The organism is Desulfitobacterium elongatum, from assembly GCF_055378975.1.
This window is the reverse complement of the sequence record NZ_AP038772.1, coordinates 424,424-441,257: the sequence shown is the minus strand read 5'-3', so window position 1 is coordinate 441,257 and position 16,834 is coordinate 424,424. Positions and strand designations below refer to the sequence as shown.

Sequence of the window (16,834 nt, the reverse complement as noted above, 5' to 3'; positions counted from 1 at the left end):
ATCAAAGTAACTCATAAACCCCCGCTGCTCCCATTCCGCCACCAATGCACATGGTGACCATCCCGTACTTCAGACCGCGTCGTTTCATCTCATGCAGAAGGGTGGCAGTAAGTTTGGCTCCAGTACAGCCGAGTGGATGTCCGAAAGCAATCGCTCCGCCGTTCGGGTTCACTTTCGCAGGATCGATTCCTAAGGTTTTTACTACGGCTAAAGCCTGAGCTGCAAACGCTTCATTTAGTTCAAAGAGGTCAATCTGGTCCAAGGTTAGTCCCACTTGCTTGAGCACCTTGGGGATTGCTTTAATCGGTCCGATTCCCATGAGCTCGGGTTCCACTCCGGCGACTGCGAAGCCTCGCCATAGCGCAAGTGGCTTAAGTCCAAGCTCCTTTACTTTATCTTCCGACATGAGGAGAGTCGCTGCTGCTCCATCGCTGGTCTGGGATGAATTCCCTGCCGTAACCGTTCCGCCATTCAGAAAAGCGGGCTTGAGTTTTGCTAAGGTCTGTGCCGTGGTATCTGCACGAATCCCTTCATCTTGGCTAAACCATTTTTCTTCCTTGCTTCCAACTGAGAGAAGAATAGGGACAATTTCTTCATTAAAATGGCCGCTTGACTGTGCAGCACACGCCTTTTGGTGGCTCAGTGCGGCGAACTCATCTTGCTGCTCTCGGGTCACTTCGTATTTTCGGGCTACATTCTCTGCGGTAAGTCCCATGGATAGGTAGACTTCTGGCGCGTGCTCCATCATGTATGGATTCGGGGCAGGCTTACTCCCCCCCAGCGGAACAGCCGACATACTCTCCGCTCCGCCTGCAAGCATGACCTCAGCTTCACCGAGTCGAATCTTATCTGCAGCTAAGGATATAGCCTGAAGCCCGGAGGAACAGAATCGGTTGATCGTGAATCCGGGGACATCAAGAGGAAGTCCCGCACGAAGAGCCATGACACGGGCCATATTCATTCCTTGCTCCCCTTCTGGGAAGGAACACCCAATCACACAGTCATCGATTTCCGCAGGATTTAAGTTCGGCAGCTCTTTCAAGAGATCTTGGATAACAAATGCTCCAAGATCATCAGGGCGCATTTGGGCTAAGGAACCTTTAATGGCTCTTCCGACGGCGGTACGTTTCGCTTCAATGATCAATGCTTCTTTCATTTCTCTTCACCCCCTAATTCCTAAGTGGTTTATTTTTCGTAAGCATGTAGCGGATTCGATCTTGGGTCTTCTGCTCCCCAGCAAGGCTTAGGAATGCTTCTACCTCAAGGTCAAGGAGAACCTGCTCCTCCACTAGACTACCTGCGGGGCGATCCCCACCCGTCAGGGCGTAAGCGAGTTTTTTCGCTAAGTAGGCATCATATTCTGAGATGTAGCGTCCTTCCTTCATTCCGTATAAAGCTAACTCGAGAGTTGCTCTTACTCCAGAACCTGCTGTTTTTACCTTCTTAGGTAGGTTCGGACGGAAGTTTCGTGCCAGATCAATCACACGGGCTTTAGCATCGAGAAGGATATGATCGGAGTTCATGCTGTAACGATCATGATCGCGCATAAAGCCAATATTCCTCGCCATCTCCGCACTCGTGGATACTTGGGCCATCGCTACGGCTTCGAAACGCTTTGCGAAAAAGTAATCAGGTGCTGCAATTACACCAGGTAGGAGTCCTTCCATCGCCCGAACCGCCATTTCCTTTGTCCCGCCACCAGCTGGGATGAGGCCCACTCCAAGTTCGACTAGTCCCATATATGTCTCAGAAGAGGCTTGGATAGCATGCGAGTGAAGGCAAATCTCTGCGCCTCCCCCTAAAGTCATGCCAAAGGGTGCTGCCACGACAGGCTTCTTCGCGTACTTCAAAGCCATGGTTCCTCTTTGGAATTCTCGGATCATGAAGTTAAGCTCATCCCAATTCTCCTCTTCTGCTTCGAGTAGAACGAGCATTAGGTTTGCACCCACGCAGAAGTTCTTCCCCTGATTGCCGATGACAAGTCCTAAATAGTTTTTATCGACTTCTTCTAGGGACTTGTGAATCATATTGAGAATATCTGCACCCACAGAATTATTGGGAGAATGGAATTCGAGGCAAGCCACTCCGTCCCCCATATCCACAAGGCTTGCACCGGAGTTCCCAAAGACTTTCTTCCCTTGTTGATGTGCTTGCTTCAAGGAGTAAGAGTATGGACTTACTGGTTTTGCTTTGTATCCTTCAACTGTATAATAGGTGGTAAAACCATTTTCGGCTTTCTCATAGAATCGCTCTTTTCCTTCAGCTAGAAGCTTCTCTACGAGAGCAGGGAGTGTACCTCCTTCAGCGACAATTCTCTCAGCCGTTGATTTCACCCCTAGGAGATCCCACGTTTCAAACGGGCCCATCTCCCAGTTGAAGCCAAGCTTCATCCCCTCATCGATGGCTGTGATATCATCGGCAATTTCTGGCGCGACCTTTGCTGCATAAAGGAGAATGGATTTTAGAACATTCCAGGCAAATTGTGCTCCCTGGTCTTTCCCGCACACTAAAGCACGAAGTTTTTCTGAAGCCTTCCCAGCGGCCTTGGCTTTTTCGAGCGAGGGAAATTTGACGTTTTTCTTCGGCACATAGGTCATGGTGTTTGGGTCAAGAACTTGAACGTCTTTTCCTTGTGCCGTTTTTACCTTTTTGTAAAAACCTTGCTTACTCTTATCTCCTAGCCATCCATTTTGAAGCATGCCCTGAATGAATTCAGGTAGAATAAAGAGATCTCTCTCTTCCGGAACCCCGTCCGCGACGTTGTTCGCCACATGGACAAAGGTATCGAGCCCTACCATATCCACGGTACGGAAGGAAGCGGATTTGGGGCGTCCCATAACAGGACCTGTGAGTGCATCGACCTCATCAATCGTTAAACCCGTACGATGCATTTCTTGGAGGGTTGCTGCTAGCCCAAATACTCCGATTCGGTTGGCGATGAAATTCGGGGTATCTTTCGCGTAGACGACCCCTTTCCCAAGGACGCGCTCCCCGAACTCGGCCATGTACTTAAGAACTTCTGGATCTGTATTCGGTCCTGGAATTAATTCAAAGAGCTTCATATAACGTGGGGGATTAAAGAAATGTGTACCTAAGAAAGAACGAGTGAATTCCTCAGGTAGGCCTTCCACCATTGACTTTAGAGAAATCCCCGATGTATTTGAGCTAATAATTGTTCCCGGGCGGACAGAGGCTGCTACCTTTTTAAAGAGATCAACCTTAATATCAAGGCGTTCAACCACGACCTCTAAGACCCAGTCCACCTCATTTAAACGGGACATATCATCTATAAAATTTCCCACTTCAATGCGTTCCGCGAATTCTGGAACAAAGAGAGGGACAGGGTTCATTTTCAGAAGTTTAGCCTTGTTGGATTCTGCGATGCGATTTCGTACCTTATGGGATTCCAAGGTTAGCCCTGCCACCTCTTCCTCTGGCAATAGACTCGGAGGGACGATATCTAAGAGCAAACTTGGGATTCCAGCATTGGCCAGATGAGCTGCAATTGTGCTGCCCATGACCCCTGAGCCTAAGACCGCCACCTTATGAATAGGCATGTTCATCCTCCTTCTCTCTGAGAGCCCTCAGATCATCTCTGCTTAGACTCCAAAACTCTCCTTTGAAATAACACTTCATTATATGTCTGTAAATTATGAATATTCAGTTTTCTGAAATCAAAAAAAAGTCTTGCTTTGGTTTAAACAAGAAGACAGGTACCTTGTTTACACCTCATCTTAAATAACCTTTTTCGTCATCTGATGGTGCCGTGAGCGGCATGGGGGCTGCTATTCCCCGGTAATCTCAAGGCCCCTGCGAAAAGTTCTAAAATGCTTTCGGTATCCTTACTTAAGGTCCGTTCTGAGCGAGCCAAAACCCAGTCTGTGGTCGCCTCATCGATCGTGCCGAAGATCATCTGCCGTGCTATCCGGACATTCACAGAAGGACTCACTTCCTTCTTCTGGATTCCCTCTTGAATCACCCCCTCAAGCAGTCGGAAGTAATCCTTCAGGGGAGCAGAAATAGCAGAGCGCAAGTCTGAATTCGGTTGTCTTAACTCAACTTGGGTGACAATGGCTAAAGAGCGGTTGTTCTCCATATAGGCAAAATGCGTTTTGATAATTGCTCTAAGACACATCCGTGTATCCCGACACGCATCAAGTTCACTCCGCATGAGTTGGATGAAATCCCCCATTCGCTCCTCAAAGAGGCGAATCAGAATCTCCTCTTTACTTTTAAAGTAAAGATAAATCGTCCCATCAGCCACTCCTGCAATCCGTGCGATCTTCGAGACTTGACAGGGATGAAATCCAACTTCTGCAAATGCTTCAACAGCCGCATCTAAAATTCTTTGATACTTATCCTCACGGGAACTAGCCATAATACGTCATCCTTTACTATTACGTTTTGCTTTATATTAGACATTCTTTTCTCAAACTTGTCAACGCACGCTATCCTCATTTCTCCATGATCACCCCCTTTTTTCAACGCATAAACGTCAACTTTTCGTCAACTCTCCTCCAACATTTACACTTGTTAACTCTGCTTTTAGACTTATTCATTTACGCCAATTTTCTCTTAAACTCTTCCGTAAGCAGAGGTACAATCTCGAATAAATCTCCTACGATACCGTAATCTGCAACGGTAAAGATATTGGCCTCCGGGTCCTTGTTGATCGCGACAATCACCTTAGAGGAACCCATCCCTGCTAAGTGCTGTATCGCCCCAGAAATCCCACAGGCGATATAGAGAGTCGGAGAAACCGTCTTGCCCGTCTGGCCTATCTGATATTTATAGTCACGATACCCAGAATCGACTGCTGCACGAGATGTACCGACTGCCGCACCGAGAGTGTCAGCAAGCTCCTCTAAGATTTTGAAGTTTTCTGCGTTCTTGATCCCCCGTCCGCCTGATACGATAATATTAGCATCAGTTAACTCAGGACGACTGGAAGCCTGAAGAATCATTTCTTTGACTATGGCTTTAAGATCAGAAGCATCGATCACTGCCGAGATTTCTACTACCTCCGCTTGTCGTTCGGGCTTGGGTGGGGTCACACTAAAGCTATTAGGACGAATCGTCGCAAGGATCGGGAATGCTTCGGTGGCGACCTCAGAAAACGCTTTTCCGCCATAAATTGGACGCTTAAAGAGCAGTCCGTAGGTCGAATCCTTCTCGACAGCAACACAGTCTGATGCGCAGCCTACCCCTAGACGTTGAGCAAGACGTGGGGCTAGATCTCTTCCAATCGCGGTATTGCCAAGGAGCACGAGTTCTGGATCTTCTTCCCGAACAAGTCGATTTAGAACTGAGGTGTACGCGCCGGTCGTGTAAGCCTTCAGTGCAGCATCCTCAACAATGATGACTTTATCCGCTCCATAGGAGACAGCCGTGGCAGCTAAACTTTTCACCCCTTGCCCGAGTAATACTCCGATGACCGAGGCCCCAGACGAGTCGGCCAAACGACGCCCTTCACTCAATAGTTCTAAGGAGACTTTGCGAAGCTCTCCGTTGTACTGCTCAAGTACGATTAAAATTCCCTTGGGCATCCTTCTCATCCTTTCTTCTCTTATCTTATCTTCTGCCTTAATGCTAGATGACTTTTGCCTCATTCATCAAAGCCTGCACCAGCTCTGCTACCGCTTGGGCTGGCTCACCTTTGATCACACGGCCAGCTTGCCGAGGAGGAGCTGAACTTAAACGTACAATCTTCATCTTCGCACCCTGTGTTCCAGAAGCCTCTGCCGCAACTCCAAGATCTGCAAGGGTAAACGTTTTTAGCTCTTTTTTCTTGGCCTTCATAATCCCTGCTACGGAAGGATAGCGAGGCCAGTTTAGCCCTTTCTGAGCGGTAAGAACGGCGGGAAGTGTGACCTCCACTATTTCACTTCCTCCGTCAATATCACGGGTTGCGATAGCCGTCATTCCCTCCACCTTCAGGTCATTAATGCTCGTCACCGAGGGAATACCCAGAAGTTCAGCAAGTCGTGTACTCACTTGGCTCGAGCCATCATCGATCGCAATCCGTCCAGAAAGCAAAATATCAAAAGTAATCCCCTGAACTACTTTGGCTAATACCGCCGCTGTTACGAATTCGTCACTTCCTTCTAAGGCCGGATCCTGAATCGCGACTGCTTTATCGGCCCCCATCGCAAGCGCTGTCCGTAGCACTTCATTGACTTTGGCTCCACCCATACTTAGAACGGTCACTTCGCCCCCGAACTTTTCCTTGAGTCGAATCCCCTCTTCCACGGCAAATTCATCATAAGGATTCATGATGAGGTTCACTCCCGTAGAATCGATTTGGCCCTGAGAAGTAATCACGATCTTCGCTTCAGTGTCAAATGTTTGCTTTAGACAAACCAATATGTTCATCTCGATTCCCCTTTCTTGTTAGAATCTCCGTATGAATGAATACTCATTCATTTTCTTATCATTCATAATATCATCTTTCTTTCAAAAACGGAACCCTTATTATTTAAATATTTTATATTTAAATAATTTTCTGATTACTTTGAAAATGGTATTCTAACTTCTAGGTTTTCATGATATTCTAGTGGGTAATGAATGACTATTCATTTACAGGAGGTGTCGATATGAAGAATACTCTGCTCTTTTCTCCTCTTCAAATAGGAAGTATGAACCTGAGAAACCGAATTGTTATGCCAGCCATGCATCTTTGTTACTGTCCGACTGGGGAAGTAACCAATCAGTTGGTTGAGTTCTACCGACTACGGGCTCGAGGGGGAGCCGGACTGATTATTGTCGGTGGGTGCGGGATTGATAAGGTGGGAAACACCCTGGGGATGATTCAGGTCGATGAGGATCGCTTTTTACCAGGTCTTCAAACACTGGTTGAAGCTGTTCATGGCGAAAATTCTAAGATCATGGCACAGCTCTATCAATCGGGTCGCTATGCTTCTTCCGCCTTAACCGGACATCAACCGGTTGCTCCTTCTCCTCTTCCCTCGAAACTCAGCGGAGAAGTTCCCCATGAATTGACCCTTGATGAAATCCAGAAGATGATTAATTCCTTTGCACAAGCGGCCTCCCGAGTACAAGAGGCAGGGTTCGATGGGGTGGAAATTCTAGCAGGTACTGGATATCTTATTTCCGAGTTTCTCTCCCCTGTTACGAATCAGCGGACCGATGAATACGGAGGAGAACTGTCCAATCGAATGCGCTTCGCTCTCGACATCGTGGCTAAAATTCGAGAGTTAGTGGGACCAGATTATCCCCTTTTAGCACGAATAGCTGGAAATGACTTTGTTCCTGGGGGACATAGCAACAAAGAGGCACAAATCTTTGCCAGGGAGTTGGAGAAAGCTGGAGTGAATGCAATCAACGTAACTGGCGGCTGGCATGAAACCCTCGTTCCCCAGATCACGATGAATGTTCCCCCAGGAGCTTTCCGCTATCTCGCACGTGGGATTAAGAACGCCGTTTCCATTCCGGTGATTGCCTCGAATCGAATTACGACTCCCGAGCTCGCGGAAGATATTATCGCATCCGGGGACGCTGATCTTGTCGGGCTAGCGAGGCCCTTAATTGCTGATCCATTTTTCCCATTAAAGACTTATGTACTGGGACAAGAGGAACCTTTACTCCCTGATATCCAAGCTCCTTCTTTTGGCCCGATTCGACCTTGTATAGCCTGTAACCAAGGGTGCCTCGATCAAATCTTTCGTGGAAAGCCTGTTTCTTGCCTCGTTAATCCGGAGGCAGGCCGTGAAGCAGAACTTCATCTTAATCATAAAAACGTATCTGCTCGCGAAGGTCTTAAGTGCATCCTCGTTATTGGGGCTGGTCCTGCAGGGCTAGAGTTTGCGCGAGTGGCCAGCCTCCAGGGTCATCGTGTTACTGTTTGGGAAAAAGCCAACAAAGCCGGAGGACAACTAAGTCTCGCCGCAGCTCCTCCTGGTCGAAACGATTTCAACCGCTTTACCACTTATCTCTTAGAAATCTGTGAGGATCAAGGGGTTAAGGTTATTTATAATCAAATCGCTACCCCTGAAAACATCTTAGAAAGTGTCAAAAATGACGGTTTTACTCATATCGTTTTAGCTACCGGAGCGAAACCCTTGAACCCTCCCCTTCACGTTGAAGAGGGCACTTCTGCTATTCAAGCTTGGGATGTTCTCTCGGGTGAGGCTTCAACTGGAAATAAGGTTGTCATCGTAGGTGGAGGGGCAGTTGGCGTGGAAACAGCCCTCTATCTCGCAGAACAAGGGACTCTCGACTCAGAAACTCTGCGTTTTCTCTTAGTAAATCAGGCTGAAGCTCCCGAAACCCTGGGCAAACTCCTTTTCCAGGGAAGAAAACAAATCACCCTTGTCGAGATGGCCAAGGGAATCGGTCAGGATATTGGGCCAAGTACCCGCTGGTCCATGCTCGCAGATCTTAAGCGACACAAGGTAAAGATTTATACTCATACGAAGGTTCAAGGGGTACGTCGTGAGGGGGTTTGGGTTATGACTCCCGAAGGAGAAACCCTAATTTCGGGGGATACGACTGTACTCGCTATCGGCTCGACTCCAGATCAAGAACTCTTCAAGGAACTGCAAAGCAGACTCCCGCTTCAAGTGACACTTCACCTGATCGGAGATGCATCTAAGCCAGCGAAAGTCTTGGATGCCGTACATGCGGCGTATGCCGAAGCGACTAAACTCATCTAAGCTCCTCAGATCTTAAGTGATGCTTTTGGCAACCCCGCACATCACTTTACCCCACCTGTGTTGGGACCAAGAAATCTTCGTATATTTTGTAATATAAAGGAGCGATAGTGTTGATGAATTCTTATGTCGACTTCCTGATAGAAAAGAAGGGGGCTATTGCCCTTGTCACTTTGAATCGACCAGAAAAGGGAAACTCCTGGACTCAGGATACTTATCTGGAGATGGAACGTATTCAGTCCGAGCTCCATATGGACGATGAGGTGCGCGTGATTCTCTTTACGGGGGGAGGAGATAAATTCTTCTGTGCCGGAGCGGATCTCAGTCTTCTTTCCAAACTCAACTCCCACTTTATCTCACTTGAACTCCATCGCTTTCAAGGCGTGAATACACGATGGGACCGACATATCAAGCCTGTCATAATGGTGCTTAATGGGATCACCGTCGGTAGTGGTTTGGAGCTTGCCTTAAGCGGAGATATTCGAATCGCCTCCAGCAAGGCCACTTTTTCTATTAACGAGGTCCGTCTCGGGCTTAATCCTGATATGGGCGGAACCCAACGTCTAACTCGTGTCGTAGGGCCCAGCCAAGCCAAGCGTCTTATTCTGACAGCTGAGACCATTGATGCCCAGGAGGCTTTACGGATAGGGCTTGTCGATCTCGTTGTAGCCCCAGATGCCCTTATAGACGAGGCCCTCAAAATGGCAGAGCGCATCGCAAGCATGCCTCCCTTAGCGGTTCGCTTTGCAAAAAAGGCAATAAACTTAGCTGTGGATACTCCACTAGAAGCTGGGCTTATATACGAGGAGGTAGCCTCCACGTTTTGCATGGGAACTGAGGATAAAAAAGAGGCCGTGGCCTCAATATTGGAGAAGCGACAGCCTGAATTTTTTGGCCGATAGTCGTGCTTTAAATGTGCGTTCGCATCTTCTTCACGATGAAAATCCCTATTCCTAAGTCGATCAATACATCACCCAGACTGAACAGTTGTTTTCCAAGCCCTGGTATCGCTGCATAAAAAATATCCGCTAAGAATTTTAAGCGGGTTGCATCTGTCACAAGTCCATGGGTTCCGGTTCCTGCTTGAAGGAGCAGATGACTCTCCTCCGGAAGATACATAGGATCAACTGGCATAAGTCCCCCATTCAGACTAATCACTAAGGCATTCAGAGCAATCCCTATAGATACTATGTGGATACCTGGAAAAGATCGGTTTACCATGGTGAAGCCGAGGAGAAGTATATAGGAAAATGAATGTAAAAAAGGGATAAGCCAATAGAATCCAAGGTCGATGTTTGATTTTACGGACCAAAATACCACCGCTTGAAGCAAAGCTCCGAATATCAGCAACCCCACCTTTTTCATATGAACTTCAAGGAGAGGGTTTAGCTTTCCCCCTGTAAGAAAACCGATGAGAATCGCTAGAACAATAGACTCAAGGAGCATTCGTGTTCCCCCTTCTATACTGGAATTATGTGTTAGGTATTTTGTGCAAAATTTCGGCCTCCCAATGCGGGAGGCCTATCTGTAGTTCATATAAAGATAACTAATGCCTAAAGAATTGGTAAAAGGACAATCTAAACTGTTTGAACTTGATTAGAACACTGTAATTGAGGATTCTCGTCCTGAACAATCTTACAAAAGGCTTGAACGATTTGAGGATCCAACTGGGTTCCTGCAACTCGTCTTAACTCTACTAAAGCCTCCTCAGGAGGAATCTCCTTACGATAACTTCGACTCGAGGTCATTGCATCGTATGTATCTGCTACAGCTATAATCCGACTTTCTAAAGGGATGGCTTCACCCGCGATCCGTTCTGGATAACCTGTTCCATCATAACGTTCATGATGATATCGAACGACGGATCCTACATCAAACAGGAAATCAATCCCCTGGATAATATTTTGTCCGATAACCGGATGATTACGAATCATATCCCACTCAGAATCCTCGAGCTGCCCTTTTTTATTCAAGATATTCTCGCTGACCCCGATTTTACCAACGTCATGTAAAACTCCTGCATACTTGATAAACTCAAGCCGATCTTCGGGTAATCCTAGCACTTCTCCTAGCTTCACAGACCACTGCGCCACCCGGCTGGAATGACCGCTTGTATAGGGATCTTTTGCCTCTAACGCTTGAACAAGCGCCTCGACAGTGTTTAGGTAGTTTTTACGCATATCCACATAGAGCTGGAAGGAGTGACGGGCAATAAGTAAGGGCACAAATAATAGAATAATTCCGAGAGATCCATAATTCTTATATAACATGGACATGAGTAGTCCGAGTGGGGCTAATGCTAAGAAGCTAGGAATTAGGCTACGCATATTACCAGACCAAATAGCAAAAGGAGACTTCTTATTTAAAATGCCCAAAGCAATAGAAACAATCGTTACATTAGTAATAACATACGAGACTCCTGCTAATAGAAAATATGCTATTAATTTGATGTCTAAACTAAAAGCTGTTATCCCTAGTAACCGTAATGCAAGTAATGCGACCGTCATCGATACAACGAATTGGGAAGCATTAAAAATTCGTTTCCACAAAGGTGTCTTTAAAGCATCCAAGCCTACAACCAATAATCCACTTAAAGCAGCGGCAAGTAAAGAAACTCCTGGAGCCACGGAAGCCATCGCGGAGAGAAAAACTGCATAACTCACCGTTACATAACCACCAATCGGCATTGCAACAGGAAGTGACTCACTCGCTATGGCAAGAATCCCAAAAACGAGTAAATCAAACAGATTATTACGATCCCAATCTGTTTGAATCGTTACTATAAGAAGGGCTGCTAACGCCAGTAAACTTATTGTAACAAAAGTACGTCTAAATTCCTTAGGTAGATTCTTCATATAAACCCTCTTTATTAAATGGCCGACTTTAAAGCCATTAGATTCTGAAACTAGCGCCACCAGCGAAAACAAGCGTTACAAGAACTGCGATAGCCTTGAAAAGTTTGCTCATTACGGTAAACCCCCTTTAAATCTTTTTGAGATTCAGGTTTAAACCGCTTCGCTTCATTTTTCCGCTTCGCTCAATTGATGGAAAATGTGGCAATAGAATCTAATATGCTATAAGTCGGCCAAGATTCACATTATTAATAGAACCACAATTTCCGGTTCACTGCGTCCAAAGTCGCCTTTACGACGGCTTCCCGCTCATCATTTTTTACGATAGCACATCCGACTAGGGTTTGCTCCCCGACGGGTGTAATTAAACTAATCGCCACCTGAGCAACCTGATGTTTACCCAGACGGTTAATCATCACATCTTCCGTAGCGAAGACGAGCTTGTCCATCATAAAACCGGACAAAGCATTGATGGTGGCTTCGACAAAGAGCCGAAGTTTATTATAGGTCGTGGAGGTCCCGGTAGAGACCCCTTCCATGATCTCATCTTGTGCAGAGAGTTCGACCTTCACCTCTGCCATCGTATTGACAGTGCGCAAGGACACGCTGACGAGCTTAGGGCGTATTTGCTCCCCATGCTTAGCGTAGCTTTGCGGAGTTTCCTCTTCACTCTCCAACTGGACGACACTTACTTTTTTATGATCGATTTCTAAACCGAATTGTGCTGCTAACATAGATTCTATATCACGAACGATTTGTTTAGGATTACGCTTTGAGTTTGCTAGAACATGGATCTCTTCGATCTCCTCTGATGAATTACCTTTGATCCGGGTCGCTATAACAGACCGGATTTGTTTGATGGATTGCTCATAAGGTTCCCATATCGTCTCGTCTGACATAATTTCCTCCTGAAAGCATTGATTCTTTACCAGATTGTGTAATTCGACACCTGCTCCCTACATTCCTTCTCATCCTTAGCTTTTACTTCATCTTTCTTAACATATTTACAAAGCTTGTCCCCCCAAGTGATAGCTTGTTCTTTTCTCTTCGCAAATTGATGCCTATACGACAGCTAGTCTAGGTTATACGATAGCTTCCTGACCCACCGACCAAGGGAATGCATAAGCTCCATTCGAGAGATCCTATTCGACAAGAACTTTCCAAACTTTCGATAGACAAATCCGAAAAGCAGGTAAGGCACGCGCTGGCGGGGATGATCTGGGATTCTTCTCAAGATATTCCGAACTGAGTAGAACTCCTTATATATCCAGAGATACCCCTGGTAAAGCTCTTTTACAGACATATTCCTTGGCTCAAACACCACATGGGCCGTATTGTAGTGCCTTAGGTCCCTGTCGGTAATCCGTCCTTCTTCAAGGTAGCGCTTATACATTGCAGTACCTGGATAAGGGGTTAGGATGTGAGCCGTCATGGTCTCCACTTTATTTCTGACAAGCCAGTCTAGAGTATCTTGAAAGACTTCTGGGTAATCATGATCTAATCCAAAGACGAGACTTGCATTAATCATCATTCCCCGCTGATGGATTTCCTGAATCAATCGTTCGTATTGCTCTCGGTTGTTCTGATATTTATGAACACTGTTGATGGATTCTGGATTAATCGACTCAAGCCCGATGAACAGACTTTGACAATCACTTTCGGCCATCTCATCTAAGAGATCCAGATGATTCACGATGTTCGCGGTGACCGCTGCATTCCATTTGATTCTTAAAGGTTTAAGCGCATGAACTAACTCTTTAGCCCACTGAATATTTCCAATCAAATTATCATCGATGAACATAATATGGCGCGTATCTAAATGCTTGATTTCTTCGATAATCTTGTCAACGGGTCTGAATCGGTATTGATGGAATATATAATCCGAACTGTTGTAACAAAACTCGCATTGAAAGGGACAACCCCGGCTTGCGACGACGATATTGGTATAAAGATATGGAGTAGAATCAATAGCTTCCCAACGAGGCACTAGAATACTGGCTGGATCGACTGGTTCTGTAGATTGATAGAGGCCTTGAAGTCGGCCTTCGTCCGTATCTGCTAAGATCCGAGCCCATACCCCTTCTGCCTCCCCAACACATACAGCATCCGCATGCTCAAGGGCATCTTCAGGATTCGCGCTCACATGTATTCCTCCGAAAACCACAGAAACACCCCGACTTCGATACACTTTCGAAATTGGACTCATCCTCTCCGAATGCTTCAATTCTCCGCTCCATACTTCAGTCTTGGACCATTGTAAATTTGTAAGGTGGACTTTCGTATGTGTACAACCATTTTCTTTCATGCAGAATTCCTTTTACACGAAATATTTACATTCCTGAGTAATGCGACACAAATAAATAAAGATAATATTATCAATATCTATCATTCGACTAAAATGCTCTCTATGATATATGCTAACGCCTCGTGGTTTTCAACCATTGGCATATGGCATGAATTTTCAACGAATCTAAAGTCTATTTTTGCAACAATATCATCATCAAGGCACAAATCACTAATCCTATTGACATAGCATTTTTGCCCTCTATCTCCATATATTCCATAAACTTTAGAATTTATTTTCCTAATATAATCTGTATAATCAAACTCCTCTTGCAATGCCTTTTTTAAACTATCACTATAGTATCTTGCCTCTCCCTTTATCATAGAAATGATTTTCTCACCATATTGTTCCATATTGGAAGGAAGCATTAAGTTTCGATAAAAGTTTTTTGCAGGTTTCAAATTGGAATCGATAAAAATTACTTTGTCACATCTTAACTTGAAATCTGCAACCAATTCTAATCCAATAATTCCCCCCATACTATGTCCGAGAATAAAATCGAACTTCTCATTTCCATAAGTTGCATATATCCACTTAGTAACATCTGAAACGTTGTTTGCTTTTTCTGTAATATTATGTGGATATTCTACAAATGTAACATTATGTACTGTTAATTCACTTTTCAGTACATCCCACACATCAAGAGTGCAGTTTGCACCATACAAAATCAATCCTCGCATGAGAAAATCCCTCCCCAATTCATAATTCCTCTTTAACTTCATTTTATCTAGACTGTACACACTTGTAAAATATTACATCATAGCGGTTAGTGGTGTGAATTCAGATGTAAAAGCGGACGTGATTTTGGCTGTGTCATATTTAATGCGAAGTATTAGTAGTAAATTGATAGGCCTCCCTAGTTGAATTAAACCAGGGAGGCCTATTGCCAACCCCTTACGAGGTTGGCCATTTTTAAAATTCTTCTGTACTTAATTCAAAGCCTTCTAGAATTGCAGGGTCGTCGATCTCAATTAGTAGGTACTGTCGCCCATTCTTCTTGACTTGTTTAATGCGTTTTAGCTCCTCATGACGAATCCTAATTTGTGCGACGTTGCTTTTAATTTCAATCACCTTACTGCTTGGTAGCAGGTTGGTTGCCTTAAATTCATAATTGACCTTATCGGTATTTTCTAAAAATGCACTTTCCAGTTTATGCGTATCTTCAATTCCGCTTTTAACAAGAATTTGTTCAATGGCTTTGACGCCAAGAGTCGGAATCTCACCGTCTTCATTTGCATCAGTGATGTATTCACTTATCTGTTCATAAACATTGGCGATTACTTCAGGTTCAACCTGATCTCCGGTGACATTCTTGATAATCGTTAAAAACCGTTCTTTATCATCTTGGGCTGTTGAGATCACTTCGCAATTCAGAACATGGTGAATGAAGGCTTCACTGGGTTGATTATCTTTTTTGGTATAATAAATGACCTTATTGGTATCGGCATACCCATCACTCATGGAAGGAAACACAAATCCCTCTTCAGGTGATAAGGCATTGATATAGACATTCATCGGAATATCAACTCTAAAGTTCTTCTCCTCAAAATCAAACATTAAGGCCCGTTTGGGAATGGCCACCAAGTTGACAGTACCCATCACAAATTCAAAAGCATTCACCACATCATTTTTTGCCTCATCGTCTTGGCCCACTTCATTTTTTACAGGAATCCAAAATTCCCCGCGGGTAAATGAAATCATATAATCCGATTCGTAGGACTCACTGTGATCCATGATTTTTTGCACGATGTGCACAATCTGTTCTTTAAAATCCGAGTGCAGGGCGTCGAACAGCACCTTCTGCTCCGGATTTTCACCGAGTTTGTTGTCCGCAAAACTCAGTTCAAAAATCTTACTGTCCAGTTGACCTGTAATGAGCTTTTTAAACCCTTTCAGGTAAAACTCCTGTTTTAATTCGTCCATTTTCTCGAAGTATTCAGTCTCTACTCCGAGAATTTGTGCGCTATCTTTCTTAATATAAACGCTGCAAATTTCCTTTAATTTAAGTCCGTCATTGCCTGCCCTAAATTCTTTTCTTAGCTTGGCGAGATCATTTTTATCCATTCTTTATCCCCTTAGTTTTATATAAGTTTCTCAACGTCTTTGATATTAACATAGTTAGACAGGACAGTGAAAGACCAACCGGGGAAATCAGAATAAAGTATACCAGAAATAGTAGGATTTTGACTCCCTAACTTAGATATGACATATATTCAAATGCTGTTATTCCATATATGCTTTTAAAATGCTTATTTAAATGGGTTAAATCTACAAAACCACATTCTGCTACTGCCGAATAAACATCTTTGTTTTTTTCTATTAACTGCTTTGCAAGTTCTACCTTGCAGTTTAGAAAATATTGATAGGGCGAAATTCCAGTACCGGCTTTAAACATTCTGATAAACTGAAATTTTGAAATATCAAGTTCCCTGCAAATGTCATCAAGTCTTAGTACATTTTCCAGGCTGCAATGAATCATATCCTTTGCTTTTCTGATTAAATCATTATCCTTCCTGGAACTCATACAAAGATTGGGCTGAGTTAAGCTATCCGTAAGAGATAGAAGTAATTCATTGCACAATGCCTCATCTTTTCCGCTCAATATTGCACAAGAAAGGTTTAGTATTCTTTGTTGAAGCCTGTAATTATACACAATTGGAGAAGAAAAGCGGACCATATCCTTCTTTTCAAGAATCTCTAAAAACAGTTTCGGCTCAATATATACCATAACATAATCAATACCTGTCTTATCATGTGCCATACCGTCATGCGGCTGCTCCGGGTTAAAAAGCATGACACCATTTTGATATGACGACTGTAAACTTCCATCAAGGTTATACTGCTGAATACCTCGCAGTGTTACACCTAACGCATATTCCTTATGGGAGTGCTTTTTATATTTGAAATCAGTAAAGCTTGCTGACAACGCAGTAATACCTGTTGATTTTTTATATATAAATCTATCCATA

General features: G+C 44.5%; 14 protein-coding genes. 2 read left to right on the top strand and 12 right to left on the bottom strand.

Annotated elements, in window-relative coordinates; genetic code table 11:
* Position 1 precedes the first annotated feature (1 nt).
* The 5 genes from ACZ42W_RS01990 to ACZ42W_RS01970 form a co-directional block, all read right to left on the bottom strand.
* A complete protein-coding gene (locus tag ACZ42W_RS01990; RefSeq protein WP_464168036.1) occupies positions 2–1,156 on the bottom strand; it encodes a thiolase family protein in 1,155 nt (384 codons plus the stop codon).
* Between the two features lie 13 nt (positions 1,157–1,169).
* Positions 1,170–3,557, bottom strand: a complete 2,388-nt coding sequence (locus tag ACZ42W_RS01985; protein WP_464168035.1) for a 3-hydroxyacyl-CoA dehydrogenase/enoyl-CoA hydratase family protein — start codon at positions 3,555–3,557, stop codon at positions 1,170–1,172.
* Positions 3,558–3,751: 194 nt separating this feature from the next.
* A complete protein-coding gene (locus ACZ42W_RS01980; protein WP_464168033.1) occupies positions 3,752–4,378 on the bottom strand; it encodes a TetR/AcrR family transcriptional regulator in 627 nt (208 codons plus the stop codon).
* Between the two features lie 181 nt (positions 4,379–4,559).
* Entirely contained in the window at positions 4,560–5,546 is a 987-nt protein-coding gene (locus ACZ42W_RS01975) for an electron transfer flavoprotein subunit alpha/FixB family protein (RefSeq protein WP_464168031.1), read from the bottom strand.
* Between the two features lie 43 nt (positions 5,547–5,589).
* Positions 5,590–6,372 (bottom strand): electron transfer flavoprotein subunit beta/FixA family protein, encoded by a 783-nt coding sequence (locus ACZ42W_RS01970; RefSeq protein ID WP_464168030.1) that lies wholly within the window; start codon positions 6,370–6,372, stop codon positions 5,590–5,592.
* A gap of 221 nt (positions 6,373–6,593) precedes the next feature.
* Between ACZ42W_RS01970 and ACZ42W_RS01965 the strand changes: the two genes are divergently transcribed.
* Positions 6,594–8,672, top strand: coding sequence for an oxidoreductase (locus ACZ42W_RS01965; protein WP_464168028.1), 2,079 nt, complete (start codon positions 6,594–6,596; stop codon positions 8,670–8,672).
* Positions 8,673–8,785: 113 nt separating this feature from the next.
* A complete protein-coding gene (locus tag ACZ42W_RS01960) occupies positions 8,786–9,571 on the top strand; it encodes an enoyl-CoA hydratase/isomerase family protein (protein WP_464168026.1) in 786 nt (261 codons plus the stop codon).
* 7 nt (positions 9,572–9,578) lie between these two features.
* On the opposite strand, the gene ACZ42W_RS01955 is transcribed toward ACZ42W_RS01960, so the two are convergent.
* The 7 genes from ACZ42W_RS01955 to ACZ42W_RS01925 all read right to left on the bottom strand — a co-directional run bounded on the left by ACZ42W_RS01955 (position 9,579) and on the right by ACZ42W_RS01925 (position 16,833).
* Entirely contained in the window at positions 9,579–10,115 is a 537-nt protein-coding gene (locus ACZ42W_RS01955; RefSeq protein WP_464168024.1) for a DUF5317 domain-containing protein, read from the bottom strand.
* Positions 10,116–10,246: 131 nt separating this feature from the next.
* Positions 10,247–11,524 (bottom strand): HD-GYP domain-containing protein, encoded by a 1,278-nt coding sequence (locus ACZ42W_RS01950; RefSeq protein WP_464168022.1) that lies wholly within the window; start codon positions 11,522–11,524, stop codon positions 10,247–10,249.
* 245 nt (positions 11,525–11,769) lie between these two features.
* Positions 11,770–12,420 carry a hypothetical protein gene (locus ACZ42W_RS01945; protein ID WP_464168021.1) on the bottom strand — a complete coding sequence of 217 codons (651 nt, stop codon included), beginning with the start codon at positions 12,418–12,420 and terminating at the stop codon, positions 11,770–11,772.
* Positions 12,421–12,593: 173 nt separating this feature from the next.
* Entirely contained in the window at positions 12,594–13,826 is a 1,233-nt protein-coding gene (locus ACZ42W_RS01940; RefSeq protein ID WP_464168019.1) for a B12-binding domain-containing radical SAM protein, read from the bottom strand.
* 80 nt (positions 13,827–13,906) lie between these two features.
* Positions 13,907–14,545 (bottom strand): alpha/beta fold hydrolase, encoded by a 639-nt coding sequence (locus ACZ42W_RS01935; protein WP_464168017.1) that lies wholly within the window; start codon positions 14,543–14,545, stop codon positions 13,907–13,909.
* A gap of 232 nt (positions 14,546–14,777) precedes the next feature.
* Entirely contained in the window at positions 14,778–15,929 is a 1,152-nt protein-coding gene (locus tag ACZ42W_RS01930) for a DUF4317 domain-containing protein (RefSeq protein WP_464168015.1), read from the bottom strand.
* A 127-nt stretch (positions 15,930–16,056) separates the two neighbouring features.
* Positions 16,057–16,833 (bottom strand): AraC family transcriptional regulator, encoded by a 777-nt coding sequence (locus ACZ42W_RS01925; protein WP_464168013.1) that lies wholly within the window; start codon positions 16,831–16,833, stop codon positions 16,057–16,059.
* Between the last annotated feature and the right edge of the window lies 1 nt (position 16,834).